Here is a 14,622-nt window from a genome sequence, read left to right on the forward strand (position 1 = left end):
CACAGAGGAACGGAACGACGGCAGATGCTCGCACGAGCCTCCCGGGGTCGCGCAAGTCGCCCCCTGCTAATGACTGGACATGTCCGGTATGGGTAGCGGCCGCTTCTCGAGCGCCGCAGCCATCACCTCCGGAAAAAGGTCCGGCGTACAGGCGAAGGCAGGGGCGCCGAGGGCCGCCAGGGCCGCCGCGTGCTCGCGGTCGTAGGCGGGGGCGCCTTCGTCGGAGAGCGCGAGCAGGGCGACGAACTGCACGCCCGACGCCTTCATCGCCGCGACCCGCTTCAGCATCTCGTCCCGTATGCCACCCTCGTAGAGGTCGCTGATGAGGACGACCACGGTGTCGGCGGGCCGGGTGATCTGCGACTGGCAGTACGCGAGGGCGCGGTTGATGTCCGTACCTCCGCCCAGCTGGGTGCCGAAGAGGACGTCGACCGGGTCGTCCAGCTCGTCGGTGAGGTCGACGACGGCGGTGTCGAAGACGACGAGACGGGTGTTGATCGCGCGCATGGACGCCAGGACCGCGCCGAAGACCGACGCGTAGACGACGGACGCGGCCATCGACCCCGACTGGTCGATGCACAGGACGACGTCCTTCTTCACGGACTGCGACGCCCGCCCGTATCCGACGAGCCGTTCGGGTACGACGGTCCCGTACTCGGGGAGGTAGTTCTTGAGATTGGCCCGGATCGTCCGGTCCCAGTCGATGTCCCGGTGACGGGGACGGCTGACGCGGGCGCTGCGGTCGAGGGCGCCGGTGAGCGTGGCCCTGGTGCGGGTCGCGAGGCGCTTCTCCAGGTCCTCGACGACCTTGCGCACGACGACGCGTGCCGTTTCCCGGGTCGTCTCGGGCATCGCCTTGTTGAGCGAGAGCAGCGTCCCGACGAGATGGACGTCCGCCTCGACGGCCTCCAGCATCTCCGGCTCCAGGAGCAGCGCCGACAGCCCCAGGCGCTCTATGGCGTCACGCTGCATGACCTGCACGACGGAGCTCGGGAAGTACGTACGGATGTCGCCGAGCCAGCGCGCCACGGACGGCGCGGAGGCACCGAGCCCGGCCGAGCGGCCGGCCGGACTGCCGCCGGAGCGGCCGGCGTCGCGCCCGCCGTAGAGCGCGCCGAGCGCCCCGTCCATGGAGGCGTCCCGTCCGGTGAGCACACACCCGGTTCCGTCACCCCCCTCCGCGCCCAGCACCAGCCGCCAGCGCCGAAGCCGCTCCCCGCTCCCGTCGTTCGCCTTCACGTCCCCCGCCTTCTCGTCCCCGCTCACGCTCGCGCTCACGTTCATCGGGCCTCCCCGGCCGGTTCGTCGTGGTCCGCGCCCAGCAGGAGCCGCAGCACCGGCAGCACGGCGTCGGCGCGCTCCGCGTCGAGTCCGGGGCCGAAGCCGGGCGCACCGGCCTCCGTCCGCGCCGGGCGCGCGGCGGACGGGCCGCGCCGGACCAGTTCGCCCAGCGTGCGCCGCACTCCCGGCTCGTACGCCGAGAACGTGCGGCGCAGCAGGGGCAGTACGTCGGTGAACGCCTCGTCCGGCACACCGGTCAGCCAGGTGTCCACGAGGCCGAGGAGCCGTTCGTCGTGCACGAGGAGCATTCCTCCGCCGGAGGCGCCGCCGACGAAGCCCTCGATCCAGGCCGCGGCGTCGGCCGGCGGGGTGCCGGGCGAGAGGACCAGCCCCATGAGGCGCGCCGCCTCGTCCTCCACGAGCCGTCCGTCGTCCAGCAGCAGCCGCACCGCCCGGCCCCGGATCACCCCGCCGACGGCGTCCCGCCCGGCGAGCGTGCGGAGCACCGACGCCCAACGCCCGCGCAGGTCACCGGGGTTGTCGAGGTCACCCGGTCCGGCACCGGCCAGGAGGCCGATCGCCGTGTGGACCGCGTCGAGGTGGCGGCGCATGTCCGCCGCACCGTCCGCGTCGAGACCGGTGCAGGCGGGCGGCAGCCCTACGCAGATCCGCTCGGCGAGACCCACGGCGACCTCGCCCAGCGCGACCGTGTCCGTGCCGCGCACATCGCCGTACCGCAGGGAACGGGCGAGCGCGGGCAGGGCCTGGGCCAGGTGCCCGACGTCCGTGTCCAGCGCGGCGCGGTCGGCGAGGGCCCGCATCACCACGGGCAGGGCGTCGGGCAGCCCGGCCAGCAGGCACCGCTCGGCGAGGGCGGTGACGTCGGCGAGCACGGTGGCCGACACGGCCTGGGACTCGGCCTTGGCGGTGGCCGCGAAGAGCACCGTGGTGCCCCACACCCCGGCCTCCGCGACCCGCACCGAGAGCTCGGGCTCCCAGCGCAGCCGCCAGGTCTCCCGGAACGTCCCCGTGCTCCCCCGCGCCGCGGCCGGCTCGCCCCAGCCGACGGACAGGAGCCGCAGCCGGTGCAGCAGCAGGCTGCGCGCCGCGTCGGTGTCCTTGCGCAGGTCGAGTTCGAGCTCCCGTTCCCGCGGCTCCGGTCTGAGCCGCAGGCTGCGCTGGGTCCGGGTGAGGTCGCGTTGCAGCGGTACGGCGGGCGCCGCGTCCGGGACCTCGCCGAGTACGTCGCCGACGACGAGCCTGTCGTGCACGAGCGCGAGCGGTACGTCGGAGCCCTCGCACATCACGGCCCGGACGGCGTCGGTCGCTTCGGTGAGCCCCGCGAGCGGGCGGCCGCGCATGGCGGCGAGCGTCCCGGCGAGCCGGACGGCCTCGATGACGTGGGCGGAGGAGACCATCCGGTCCTCGTCCCGCAGCAGCCCCGCGACCTTGGTCATCCAGCGTTCGACAGGGCGGTCGGGGGCTCCGAAGAGGTGCCCGTACCAGCCGGGCGACTCGATGCCCGCGCCGTACCCGCTGCGCCGGGCCAGCCTGCGGTGGGTCCAGGGCACCCAGGTCATCTCGGCCTTGACCTTGGGCAGGCCCTTGAGCAGTGCCCGGTCGGCGGTCACGGTCGAGACCTTCGCGCCGAGTGCCGGCAGGTGCCACGCGCCGCAGACGACGGCGCAGCCGTCGCCGAACTCCTTGCGCGCGGAGCGGAGCTGGAGCCTCATGTACGCCTCGCGCACCCGGTCGCGGGTGTGCCCGCCGTCTCCGTACGCCTCGCGCAGGGCGCCCATGGCCTCGGCGAGCGCCTCGAACGGCGCGAACGGACCGGCTTCCCCGCCGCTGCCCCCGCCCCCGTCCCCGTTCCCGCGGTGCTCGACCACGTCCTCCCACCACCGCTCCGGATCGTCGTACCCGGCGGCCTCCGCGAGCATCCCGACCGGGTCGACGGCGAGGGACTCCGCCGGCTCGCCCTCCGCGTCCCCCTCCCCCGCCCCTTCCCTCTCCTCCTCCGCCAGTGCCAGGGAGTGCGCCGCCGGAAGGTCGATGAAGCGGACCGGTACGCCGTGTCCCAGAGCCCACCGGATCGCGACCCATTCGGGGGAGAACTCGGCCAGCGGCCAGAACGCGGCCCGCCGCGGGTCGTCGGTGACGTGCGCGAGCAGGGCCACGGGCGGGCGCATCGCCTCGTCGGCCGCGAGCGGCAGCAGGGCGTCGCCCTCGGGCGGCCCCTCGATCAGTACGGCCCGGGGCCGCGCGGCGTCGAGCGCCCCGCGCACCGCCCGGGCCGAGCCGGGCCCGTGGTGGCGCACGCCCAGCAACAGCGGGCCGGACGTCATCCCGAGACCTCCCGGCAGGCACGGTAGAAGTCCTTCCAGCCGTCCCGTTCGCGGACGACCGTCTCCAAGTACTCCTGCCAGACGACGCGGTCGGCCGCCGGGTCGCGCACGACCGCGCCGAGGATGCCGGCCGCCACGTCGCCGGAGCGCAGCACACCGTCCCCGAAGTGCGCGGCGAGGGCCAGGCCGCCGGTGACGACGGAGATCGCCTCGGCCGTGGACAACGTGCCCGAGGGGGACTTGACCTTCGTGCGGCCGTCGGTTGTGACGCCGTCGCGCAGCTCGCGGAAGACGGTGACGACGCGCCGGATCTCGTCGAAGCCGTCAGGGGCGGCCGGCAGGTCGAGGGAGCGCCCTATCTGGCCGACGCGCCGCGCCACGATGTCGACTTCGGCCTCCGCCGTCTCGGGCAGCGGCAGTACGACGGTGTTGAACCGGCGGCGCAGCGCGCTGGAGAGGTCGTTGACCCCCCGGTCGCGGTCGTTGGCGGTGGCGATGAGGTTGAAGCCGCGGACGGCCTGCTGCTCCTGTCCCAACTCCGGGATGGGCAGGGTCTTCTCCGACAGGATCGTGATCAGGGTGTCCTGCACGTCGGCCGGGATGCGGGTGAGTTCCTCGACCCGCGCGGTCATGCCGTCGGCCATGGCCCGCATGACGGGACTGGGTACGAGCGCGTCGCGGCTGGGCCCGTGCGCGAGCAGCCGGGCGTAGTTCCAGCCGTAGCGGATGGCTTCCTCGGGCGTCCCCGCCGTGCCCTGCACGAGCAGGGTCGAGTCGCCGCTGACGGCGGCGGCGAGATGCTCGGACACCCAGGTCTTGGCGGTGCCGGGGACACCGAGCAGCAGCAGTGCCCGGTCGGTGGCGAGCGTGGTGACGGCGACTTCGACGATCCGGCGCGGCCCCACGTACTTGGGTGTGATCACCGTGCCGTCGGGCAGGACCCCGCCGAGCAGGTACGTGGCCACGGCCCACGGCGAGAGCAGCCACCTGGCGGGCCGCGGCCGGTCGTCGGCCGCGGCCAGCGCCTTGAGCTCGTCGGCAAACGCGTCCTCGGCGTGCGGCCGCAGGGCCTCGCCGGTGTCCGTACGTGCGACGGCGTCGGTTTCGGGCACGGTCATGGATCCCCCTCCAGATTTCCCGGATGTGGGATCCACCGTGCACCACGCCACTGACAACCGGCCGTAGCCGCAGGTCAGGGCCCAAACGACAGCCTGCGGGAGTTACTGCGCGATCGGGGAGACCGCGATGCAGCCGAGCAGGGCCTTCTCGCCGGTCGCCTCCTTGATCGTCTTGCCCTTGTAGACGACCTTGCAGGTCAGGTCGGCGGTGTCCGTGATGCTGATCGGGGACACGGCGGGCGGCATGATGCCGCGCAGCGTGACCGTCTTCTTCCACGGCAGCACGGGCTTCTTGACCGACACCATCTTCGGGTCCATGGCCGAACCCCCACCGCCCGCGTACTCGATGGACTCGACGGCCTTGCCGGTGACCTCGTACGTGACCTCGTACTTCTCGTCGATGGCCTTGTCGACCTGCTCGACGCCCTCCTCCTTGGCGGCTTCGGTCACCTCGGAGCAGGCGCCCAAACCGAACGTGAGGCCGGTGACGGCGGCGGCGCAGACAGCGGTACGAACGATGCGGTTCATGTGTGATCCCCCCGGATCTGTAGATAAGGAGATCGCACCCAATCGAAAAGGCGAAGTCAAGTCAAATTGCGACCGGTTCCGCGAATTCGCAGGTCAACGCCGATTGTCAGTGGTGGCCCGTAGCGTCCTTCCCATGAATCAGCAGGGGGTGCGCTGGACTGCGGAACAGGTGCTGGCCTTGGCTCCTGACGATGCGTCACGCAAAGCGGGAAGCAGGCTCGGCACGGCCGGGCCGTGGTCGGAGGCCGGAAGCAGCGGTTCGGGGGTCGTCTGGGGGCTGTGCAAGGGCAGCGGCAGCACGCCCTACCGGACGGTGGTCGACACGACGGGCGCCGGCCCCGCCTGCAAGTGCAGCTGCCCGAGCCGGAAGTTTCCGTGCAAGCACGCGCTGGGCCTGCTGCTGCTCTGGGCCGCGGACGAGGCGGCCGTGCGGGACACGGGGGCGCCGCCGGACTGGGCCGGAGAGTGGGTGGAGGCCCGCAGGAGGCAGGCCGGGCAGAAGCGGGACCGGGGCAGGCCGGACGGCGCCTCGGGCCCGTCCGCCGGGGCGGCCGGATCCGAGGCGGCGAAACGCAGGGCCGAGCAGCGCGCCGAGCGGATCACCCTGGGGGCCGCGGAGCTGGAGCAGCGCCTGACCGACCTGCTGCGCGGCGGTCTCGCCACCGCCGAGCAGACGGGTTACGGGCTGTGGGAGGAGACGGCCCGCCGCATGGTCGACGCCCAGGCTCCGGGACTGGCGGCGCGGGTGAGGGAGTTGGGTGCCATACCGGCGTCCGGGCCCGGCTGGCCCGCGCGGCTGCTGGAGGAGTGCGCGCTGCTGCACCTGCTGGACGCGGCCTGGCTGGGCCGCGACCGGCTGCCGGAGCCGCTGGCCGCCACCGTGCGGACACGCGTCGGCCTCACCGCGCCCGCCGGGGGCCCGCCGGTCCGGGACCACTGGCTGGTGCTCGCCCAGTACGACACCGCCGACGGCAAGTTGGTCACGCGCCGCATATGGCTGTACGGCAGGGAGTCCGGGCGTACGGCGCTGGTGCTGTCCTTCGGGGCCGGGGGCCGCGCGCCCGAAGTGGCCCTGCCCGCAGGTCTGATGCTCGACGCCGAGCTCATGTACTACCCCGGCGGGGGGCAGCCCAGGGCGGACGTGGGCGAGCGGTTCGCCGACCCGGTCCCGATCGACGCCCCGCCGCCCGGCATCGGCAGCGCCGAAGCGGTCGGCGCCTACGGGAGGGCCCTGCGCGACGACCCGTGGCTCGGCTCCTGGCCGGTGACCCTGGGCCGCGTCGTACCGGTCCCCTCCGGCGGCACCTGGCAACTGGCCGACGCGGAAACGGATTCGGCCCTGCCCGTCGATCCCGCGGCGCTGTCCCGCCCCGGGCTGTGGAAGCTCGTCGCCCTGTCGGGCGGCGGCCCCGTCACGGTCTTCGGCGAGTGCGGCCACCGCGGCTTCACTCCGCTGACGGCCTGGGCCGACGGCTCGGCGGAAACCGTCCCGCTCATCGAAACCTGACCGTACGGAGGGACCGATGACCATCCACACCATCAGCACCGTCCACACCACCAGCGCGGCAGCGGGCACCACGGCGGCGGACGCCACGGCCACGACCGCCTGGGAAGAGCTCGTCACCACCGCGCTGCTCGGCACCGACCGCCGTACGCCGCCACCCGGCGCCGCGGTACCCGGCAGGGACGCCCCGGCCGCGCTGCTCGACGCCGCCGCGCGGCAGACCGTACGCCGCAGGGCGGGGCTGCTCCCGGCACGCGCCGCGGCACGCCCCGAGCCCACGCCGCACGATCCGCGTCCCCCGCTGCCCGCGGCCGCCCGCCGCCGGCTCGCCCAGCTGCTGGCCGGCCGGTCCCCGTCCCCCGCCGCCGGCGGGCGGCGCGGCACCGCCCCCGACCTCACCGAGCTGCTCCCCCAGTGGCTCGGCGCCGCGAACCGGCACCGTTTCCAGGCGCCGCCCGCCCTGCTCCCCGCGCTGCTGGACGCCGCCCGGGCCCGTACCGACCTGCGGCCGCAGGCCCTCGCCTTCGCCGGGCCGCGCGGGCTGTGGCTGGCCCGGTTCAACCCGGACTGGCGGTTCGCGCTGCGCGGCGCGTCGGGCGGCACCGCGCTGCCCGACCCCGGGGACGCGGCGGCCGTGCGGCAGCTGTGGGACGAGGGCCTGTTCGCGGAGCGTGTCGGCCTCCTCACCGCCGTCCGCGCCCACGATCCGGGCGCCGCGCTCGCGCTGCTCGCCGCCACCTGGCCCACCGAGCGCGCCGAGGACCGTCTGATGTTCCTGGACTCCCTGCGCACCGGCCTCTCGGGCGCGGACGAGCCCTTCCTGGAGCAGGCCCTGTCCGACCGCAGCCGCAACGTGCGGGCCACCGCCGCCGAGCTGCTCTCCGCGCTGCCCGGTTCCGCGCTGGCCGCCCGGATGGCTGCCCGCGCCACCACCTGCGTCAGTCTGGACCGCTCCGGCCGCGCGGCTGGCGGCGAGCGCATCTGCGTGGAGGCCCCGCACGAATGCGACGCGGACATGCAGCGCGACGGCGTGTCGCCCAGACCGCCGGCGGGGCGGGGCGAGCGGTCCTGGTGGCTGGGCCAGCTGGTCGAGTCCGCGCCGTTGCACGCCTGGCAGCACCGGTTCGGCGGCCGTACGCCGCAGGAGATCGTCGCCCTGCCCGTGGGCGACGACTGGAAGGACGAGCTGCACGCCGCCTGGTGCCGCGCCGCGGTGCGCCAGCGGGACGCCGCCTGGTCCCGCGCCCTGCTCGGCGCGCCGTCCACACCGCCGGCCACCGGCCCCGGCACGTCGTCCCTCGCCGAGCGCGCGAAACTGCTGGCCACCCTGGAGGACGGCGAGCGGGCCGAGTGGGTGGCCGCGTTCATCGCGGCGCACGGCCTCTCCGAGGCGTTCCAGCTGCTCGGGGTGTGCACCGTGCCCTGGGCGGAGACGCTCGGCCGCGCGGTGATCGACGCACTCGACATCGCGCGGGACGCGGGGAGCTACCCCTGGAGCTTCAGCGGGGTCATGGGGCTGGCGGAGCGCTGCCTCGACCCCGGCGAGGCCGACCGCCTGGAGATCCTCACGGCGACACCGGACGAGCAGGAGGACGCGTCACCCGGGGCGGGCGGCTACTGGTCGGAAGCGTTCCAACGCCTCGTCGGCACCCTGCGCCTCAGGGCCGCGATGCTCGCGGAGCTGTCGGACGCCCCCGCCCCGGCCGCCGGACGGGCCGGATCTTCCGGCCCGTCCGGCGGCTGAGGCCGTGCCTACGCCTGGGCCGCCTGGCGGACGTGAGTGTTGACCCAGTCCACGATCGACTGCGTCGTCGCACCCGGTGTGAAGATCTCCGCGACGCCCTTCTCCTTCAGCGGCGCGATGTCCGCCTCCGGGATGATGCCGCCGCCGAAGACCTTGATGTCCTCCGCGTCGCGCTGCTTGAGCAGCTCGATGACCTTCACGAAGAGCGTGTTGTGCGCACCCGAGAGGATCGACAGGCCGATCGCGTCGGCGTCCTCCTGAATGGCGGTGTCCACGATCTGCTCGGGCGTCTGGTGAAGCCCGGTGTAGATGACCTCCATACCGGCGTCGCGCAGAGCCCGCGCGATGACCTTCGCCCCGCGGTCGTGTCCGTCGAGTCCCGGCTTGGCAACCACCACGCGGATCGGCCCGGTCACACCCATCACTGCCTCCATGTACCGACTGCGCCGTCATTGGCACGCGCCCCGCACCGATGAGGACGGGGAAGTGAACGAACGTTATCGACAGCATCCCGCACCCGTCCGTTTCACGGTGGGCAGGGAGGGGGAAATCACACATGGGACATGTTCGCTATGCGTCGTTCCTGCCTCATCAGGCGCTACGGCGGCAGCAGCCGCAGCAGTCGGGACGCTCGCAAGGGGAGCCGCGACGAGGTCGCCGTGCCACCGGGCCGTCAGCCGCACGGCCCGGTGGCACGGCCACCGAGTTCCTCAGCACGGCGCCCCGACGAGGGCACACGGGGCCGGAGCCGCCTCCCGCGTGCCGTTCGGAGGTCGGCCATGAGGGTCCTGCCCTTCTTCTTTCCGCCCGGTCCGTTCCAGCTCCGCCTGTCGGCCGCACTCCTGAGAGCCACCGCCCTGGAGTGCGCCATCCTCGCCGGACACCTGGTCCTCTACCCGTCCGGCATCGCCCAGGAGCGCCGCCACGACGTGGGTACGCTCCCCTCCCCGGCGCCCGCGGAGCCCGGGACCGCCCGGCTTCCCGCCACCGGCCCCGGCCCCGGCCCCGGCCACCCTCCCGTCATACTGCTCCACGGATTCGTCGACAACCGCTCCGTATTCGTCCTGCTGCGCCGGTCCCTGGCCCGGCACGGCTGGCGCCACCTGGAGTCCCTCAACTACTCGCCGCTGACCTGCGACATCCGCACCGCGGCCGAGCTGCTCGGCCGCCATGTCGAGGAGATCTGCGGCCGTACGGGCCACGCCCGGGTCGATATCGTCGGCCACAGCCTCGGCGGCCTGATCGCCCGTTACTACGTGCAGCGACTGGGCGGCGACGCGCACGTGCGCACCCTCGTCACCCTCGGTACCCCGCACGCCGGCACCAGCGTCGCTCCGCCGATGAGCGCCCACCCCCTCGTGCGGCAGATGCGCCCCGGCTCCGACGTGATCGAGGAGCTGCGCGAGCCCGCGCCCGCCTGCCGGACGCGGTTCGTGAGCTTCTGGAGCGACCTCGACCAGGTGATGGTCCCGGTCGAGGCGGCGTGCGTCAGCCACCCGGATCTCATCGCACAGAACGTACGGGTGGCGGGAATCGGCCATCTCGCTCTGCCCGTCCATCCGGCGGTCGCCGCCGGGATCCGGCAGGTGCTCGAGGAGCAGGACACGGGGGCGGGCGCGTCCGGCACGGCCTCCGTCGCCTGACCTCACCTCCCCCTCGGTCGAACAATCGTCGAACACAGAACCAAGGCTGTGCCCGCCGTCCGCCAAAAGACGGCCTAATGCCCGTTTCCGGAACGCGCGAAATCCGGCAAAGATTGTCGCCGTCGCTTACCGCCGGGTACAGTCGCGCCACTGCTTTGCCTCTGGGGCTCCTCCCGGGACCCCAGCCCCCACAGGTCCTGCATTGCCGAGGCGAGAGAGAAGTTGGTGGACGACCAGCACGCCCAAGCCGGGTACGACGGCTACTCCACCGGCAGTTTCCGGACAGACCCGCTCTTCGGAGCCTTTCCCGCCGAGACCGCCCAGGAAAGTCACTACGGAGCAGGTCACAGCGGTCAGTACGACACCACCCAGTGGGACACCACGGGTGCCCACCAGAGCGTGGGCTACGACGCGTACGGCATGCAGCAACAGCAGTACGACACCACCGGGACGTGGCCCGCCGCCGGCCACCGGACGGCGGCCGACATCCCGGCCCAGTCAACCGGCCAGTGGGACACCACCGCTTGGGACCGGACGGGGCAGTTCGACACCGGTCACATCGGCAGCGGCCCGTACGAGACCGGCACGTACGAAACGGCGCAGTTCCCCCAGGCCACCGCCGACACCACCGGGCAGTGGAACATGATGCCGGGCTACGACACCGGCACGTACGACGCCACCGCCTGGAACACCGGCCACACGGGCGACCACACCGGCGCGCACGCCACCGTCCCCCCCCTGCAAGTCCTCTACGAGACAGCCGAGTTCCCCGCGGCCGTCCTGCCCGAAGCCCCCACCGCGTACGAACCGCCCGGACCGCACGGATCGCACGAGACGCCCGGCGGGCACGACACGCCCGAGGCCGAGCACGCGTACGTACCGGAGCACGAGTACACGCCGGAGCGCGACCCGGAGCGCGATCCGGAGCACGAGCCCGAATCCGCGCCGGAGTCCGAGCACATCCCCGCCGCCGCGACCGCCGCCGCAGCCCCCGTCCCCGCCCCCCGCTCGGCCCGCCGCAACGGCGGCAACGCCGGCCGCGGCCGCCGCCGCACCCCCGCCAAGCGCTCGGCCCTCCTCACCGTCGCCGTCCCCTCCGCCTGCGTGATGGGCGTGGCCGGCATCGCCGCCGCCTCGGTCGGCAACGTCGGCGGCGCCCCCGCCGAGGAGAAGAAGGACACCACCACGACGGCCTCCGCCGCCGACTCCGGCCCGGTGGAGCCCGTGACGGTCAACAACAAGCTGGACACCCAGCTCGCCGCCCTCGACGCGGACGCCAACGACTTCGCCGACCGCGCCAGCCGCACGCAGGAACGCATCGACCTCCAGGCCCGCCAGGAGGCGGAGAAAAGGCGCAAGGCCGAGGAGGCCGCCCGCAAGGAGGCCGCCCGCCCCAAGTTCGCCGTGCCGGTCCAGCAGCACGGCCTCAGCGCGTACTACGGCCAGGCCGGTGTCAACTGGATGTCCGTGCACTCCGGCATCGACTTCCCGGTCGGGTACGGCACACCGGTGATGGCCGCGACCGACGGCACGGTCCGTACGCAGTACAACACCGCCTACGGAAACATGGCGATAGTGACCGCCGCCGACGGCACGGAGACCTGGTACTGCCACCTCAGCAGCACCAAGATCCGCTCCGGACCGGTCCAGGCCGGTGATGTCATCGCGTACGCCGGCGACTCGGGCAACTCCACAGGCCCGCACCTCCACTTCGAGGTGCGTCCCGGCGGCGGGTCGCCGGTCGACCCCCTGCCGTGGTTCCGCAGCCACGGCCTCAGCCCGACGTAGAACACGCCCACCCGCAGAACCGGCGGCCCGGCAGAACCGGCGACCCCGTAAAACACGCCCGCCCCGCGGAACCGCCCGCCCCGCAGGACCGGCGGCCCCGCAGGGCGCGAGGCCGTGCGTTCCTACAGCTTCTCGACCGGCGCGTACCGCAGCAGCAGTTTCTTCGGCCGCTCGTCGCCGAAGTCGATCGTCGCCTGCGCGTCCGCCCCCGTCCCCGTCACCGTCATCACGGTGCCGAGCCCGAACTGGTCGTGCGTGACCCGGTCACCGACCGACAGCGCGACCACCGGCTTGTCCGAGGCCCGTCGTGTGGCGAATCCCGAAGCACTCCCGCCCCCGGACCGCGACCGCGACGAGGACAGCGAGGACGACAGCGACGAGGCGACGCCCGACACCGGCCCCGCCGGAACCTGCGCCCCCTTGCGCTTCCACGTCAGGTACGTCTCCGGGATCTCCTCCAGGAACCGCGACGGCGGGTTGTACGACGGCTGTCCCCACGCACTGCGCATCGCCGCCCGCGTCAGGTAGAGCCGCTCGCGGGCGCGCGTGATGCCGACGTACGCGAGGCGCCGCTCCTCCTCCAGCTCCTTGGTCTGGCCGAGGGCGCGCATGTGCGGGAAGACGCCGTCCTCCATGCCCGTCAGGAACACCACAGGGAACTCCAGGCCCTTGGCGGTGTGCAGCGTCATCAGCGTGATGACCCCGGACCCGTCCTCGTCCTCGTCGGGGATCTGGTCGGAATCGGCGACGAGCGCCACCTTCTCCAGGAACTCGGCCAGCGTCCCCGGCTCTTCCCCCTCCCGCTCCTGCTCGAACTCCAGCGCCACCGCGGCGAGTTCCTGGAGGTTCTCGATGCGCGTCTCGTCCTGCGGGTCGGTCGACGCCTGCAACTCGGCGAGGTAGCCGGTCCGTTCGAGGACGGCCTCCAGCACCGTGGCGGGCCCCGCCCCCGACTCGACGATCGTGCGGAGCTCCTCCATCAGCGTGTTGAAGCGCTTCACGGCGTTCGACGAGCGGGCCGCCATGCCGTACGCCTCGTCCACGCGCCGCAGCGCCTGCGGGAAGCTGATCCTCTCGCGCAGCGACAGCGCGTCGATCATCGCCTCGGCGCGGTCGCCGATGCCCCTCTTCGGTACGTTCAGGATGCGGCGCAGCGGAACGGTGTCCTCGGGATTGGCCAGGACGCGCAGGTACGCGAGCACGTCCCGGACCTCCTTGCGCTCGTAGAAGCGCACGCCGCCGACGACCTTGTAGGGCAGTCCGACGCGGATGAAGATCTCTTCGAAGACGCGGGACTGGGCGTTCGTACGGTAGAAGACGGCGACGTCGCCGGCCTTCGCGTCGCCCGCGTCCGTCAGCCGGTCGATCTCCTCGGCGACGAACTGCGCCTCGTCGTGCTCGGTGTCCGCGACGTATCCGGTGATCAGGGCGCCGGCGCCGGCGTCCGTCCACAGGTTCTTCGGCCGCCGGTTCTCGTTGCGCTCGATGACGGCGTTGGCCGCGGTGAGGATGGTCTGCGTCGAGCGGTAGTTCTGCTCCAGCAGGATCGTCGTCGCGTCCGGGTAGTCCTCCTCGAACTGGAGGATGTTGCGGATCGTGGCGCCGCGGAAGGCGTAGATCGACTGGTCGGCGTCGCCCACGACGCACAGCTCGGCCGGGGCCTGCCCCTCGCCCGACGGGCCCACCAGTTCGCGCACGAGCGTGTACTGGGCGTGGTTGGTGTCCTGGTACTCGTCGACCATGACGTGGCGGAAGCGCAGCCGGTAGTGCTCGGCGACGTCCGGGAACGCCTGGAGCAGGTGCACCGTGGTCATGATGATGTCGTCGAAGTCCAGCGCGTTGGCCTCGCGCAGCCGCGCCTGGTACAACGCGTACGCCTGCGCCAGGGTCTTCTCGAAGCCGTCGGCGGCCTGCCCCGCGAAGGTCTCCTCGTCTATCAGCTCGTTCTTCAGGTTCGAGACCTTGGCGCTGAACGCCTTCGGCGGGAAGCGCTTCGGATCGAGGTCGAGGTCGCGGCAGACGAGCGCCATCAGGCGCTTCGAGTCGGCGGCGTCGTAGATCGAGAACGAGGACGTGAAGCCGAGCCTCTTCGACTCGCGGCGCAGGATGCGCACGCACGCGCTGTGGAAGGTGGAGACCCACATGTGGCCCGCGCGCGGGCCGACGAGCTCCTCGACGCGCTCCTTCATCTCGCCCGCGGCCTTGTTGGTGAAGGTGATCGCGAGGATCTGGCCGGGGTGCACACCCCGGTTGGCCAGCAGGTACGCGATCCGGTGGGTGAGCACCCGGGTCTTTCCGGAGCCGGCGCCCGCCACGATGAGCAGCGGCGACCCGGCGTGCACGACGGCGGCGCGCTGCTCTTCGTTCAGCCCGTCGAGCAGCGCGGCGGCGTCCACGACGGGGCGCGGCGCGCCGTCCCGGTAGTACGGGTCCCTGGTCGCCGGGGGCGCGTCGAAGGCGCCCCCGAAGAGGTCGTGCGGGACCTCCTCCGGGGCGGTGTCGGTGTCCTCGGGGGGCGGCGGGTCCGCGTCCTGCGCGTGCTGGAGGCCGGCCAGGAAGCTGTCGTCAAAGAGGCTGCTCATCGTTGTCCAAGCTTAGGCGGGTCCGCCGGCAGCCCGCCCCGGATTCGCCCCGCCCCGCTCCGTCCGGGCCGGTGGGAACCCGTGATCCG

The 14,622-nt window shown here is 73.1% G+C and carries 10 protein-coding genes; 4 read left to right on the forward strand and 6 right to left on the reverse strand.

The features are described 5' to 3' along the window. Positions 1-66 precede the first annotated feature (66 nt). The 4 genes from BN1555_RS12490 to BN1555_RS12505 all read right to left on the reverse strand — a co-directional run bounded on the left by BN1555_RS12490 (position 67) and on the right by BN1555_RS12505 (position 5,272). A complete protein-coding gene (locus BN1555_RS12490; RefSeq protein WP_093799466.1) occupies positions 67-1,284 on the reverse strand; it encodes a VWA domain-containing protein in 1,218 nt (405 codons plus the stop codon). Continuing rightward, a complete protein-coding gene (locus BN1555_RS12495) occupies positions 1,281-3,626 on the reverse strand; it encodes a DUF5682 family protein (protein ID WP_093799467.1) in 2,346 nt (781 codons plus the stop codon). Before BN1555_RS12495 ends, BN1555_RS12490 begins: the two co-directional genes overlap by 4 nt. After that, complete coding sequence (locus tag BN1555_RS12500; RefSeq protein ID WP_093799468.1) at positions 3,623-4,744, reverse strand: ATP-binding protein; 1,122 nt, start codon at positions 4,742-4,744, stop codon at positions 3,623-3,625. The genes BN1555_RS12495 and BN1555_RS12500 overlap by 4 nt, the downstream gene beginning before the upstream one ends. A 102-nt stretch (positions 4,745-4,846) precedes the next feature. After that, positions 4,847-5,272, reverse strand: coding sequence for a hypothetical protein (locus tag BN1555_RS12505; protein ID WP_093799469.1), 426 nt, complete (start codon positions 5,270-5,272; stop codon positions 4,847-4,849). A gap of 133 nt (positions 5,273-5,405) precedes the next feature. Here BN1555_RS12505 and BN1555_RS12510 point away from each other — a divergent pair, with 133 nt between their 5' ends. Beyond that, positions 5,406-6,779 (forward strand): SWIM zinc finger family protein, encoded by a 1,374-nt coding sequence (locus tag BN1555_RS12510; protein ID WP_093799470.1) that lies wholly within the window; start codon positions 5,406-5,408, stop codon positions 6,777-6,779. A gap of 16 nt (positions 6,780-6,795) precedes the next feature. Beyond that, the gene (locus BN1555_RS12515) at positions 6,796-8,520 is read left to right on the forward strand and encodes a DUF5691 domain-containing protein (protein ID WP_255306012.1); all 1,725 of its coding nucleotides are present in this window, start codon (positions 6,796-6,798) and stop codon (positions 8,518-8,520) included. Between the two features lie 8 nt (positions 8,521-8,528). On the opposite strand, the gene BN1555_RS12520 is transcribed toward BN1555_RS12515, so the two are convergent. Further along, positions 8,529-8,942: a coenzyme B12-dependent isobutyryl CoA mutase small subunit gene (locus BN1555_RS12520; RefSeq protein WP_093799471.1), complete on the reverse strand. Its 414-nt coding sequence runs from the start codon at positions 8,940-8,942 to the stop codon at positions 8,529-8,531. 357 nt (positions 8,943-9,299) lie between these two features. Here BN1555_RS12520 and BN1555_RS12525 point away from each other — a divergent pair, with 357 nt between their 5' ends. Together BN1555_RS12525 and BN1555_RS12530 are read left to right on the forward strand one after the other, a co-directional pair. Further along, a complete protein-coding gene (locus BN1555_RS12525; protein WP_093799472.1) occupies positions 9,300-10,163 on the forward strand; it encodes an esterase/lipase family protein in 864 nt (287 codons plus the stop codon). Positions 10,164-10,388: 225 nt separating this feature from the next. Further along, positions 10,389-11,951, forward strand: a complete 1,563-nt coding sequence (locus tag BN1555_RS12530; protein WP_093799473.1) for a M23 family metallopeptidase — start codon at positions 10,389-10,391, stop codon at positions 11,949-11,951. Positions 11,952-12,073: 122 nt separating this feature from the next. Here BN1555_RS12530 and pcrA read toward each other — a convergent pair whose 3' ends face one another. Continuing rightward, positions 12,074-14,533, reverse strand: coding sequence for a DNA helicase PcrA (pcrA, locus tag BN1555_RS12535; RefSeq protein WP_093799474.1), 2,460 nt, complete (start codon positions 14,531-14,533; stop codon positions 12,074-12,076). Between the last annotated feature and the right edge of the window lie 89 nt (positions 14,534-14,622).

The sequence above is a fragment of the Streptomyces sp. Wb2n-11 genome (assembly GCF_001049855.1).
GTDB lineage: Bacteria > Actinomycetota > Actinomycetes > Streptomycetales > Streptomycetaceae > Streptomyces > Streptomyces altiplanensis.

Excerpts from the sequence above, each read along its gene's own strand:
- BN1555_RS12490 (WP_093799466.1), bottom strand. The coding sequence starts at position 1,284 with ATGAACGTGAGCGCGAGCGTGAGCGGGGACGAGAAGGCGGGGGACGTG.
- BN1555_RS12495 (WP_093799467.1), bottom strand. The coding sequence starts at position 3,626 with ATGACGTCCGGCCCGCTGTTGCTGGGCGTGCGCCACCACGGGCCCGGC.
- BN1555_RS12500 (WP_093799468.1), bottom strand. The coding sequence starts at position 4,744 with ATGACCGTGCCCGAAACCGACGCCGTCGCACGTACGGACACCGGCGAG.
- BN1555_RS12505 (WP_093799469.1), bottom strand. The coding sequence starts at position 5,272 with ATGAACCGCATCGTTCGTACCGCTGTCTGCGCCGCCGCCGTCACCGGC.
- BN1555_RS12510 (WP_093799470.1), top strand. The coding sequence starts at position 5,406 with ATGAATCAGCAGGGGGTGCGCTGGACTGCGGAACAGGTGCTGGCCTTG.
- BN1555_RS12515 (WP_255306012.1), top strand. The coding sequence starts at position 6,796 with ATGACCATCCACACCATCAGCACCGTCCACACCACCAGCGCGGCAGCG.
- BN1555_RS12520 (WP_093799471.1), bottom strand. The coding sequence starts at position 8,942 with ATGGGTGTGACCGGGCCGATCCGCGTGGTGGTTGCCAAGCCGGGACTC.
- BN1555_RS12525 (WP_093799472.1), top strand. The coding sequence starts at position 9,300 with ATGAGGGTCCTGCCCTTCTTCTTTCCGCCCGGTCCGTTCCAGCTCCGC.
- pcrA (WP_093799474.1), bottom strand. The coding sequence starts at position 14,533 with ATGAGCAGCCTCTTTGACGACAGCTTCCTGGCCGGCCTCCAGCACGCG.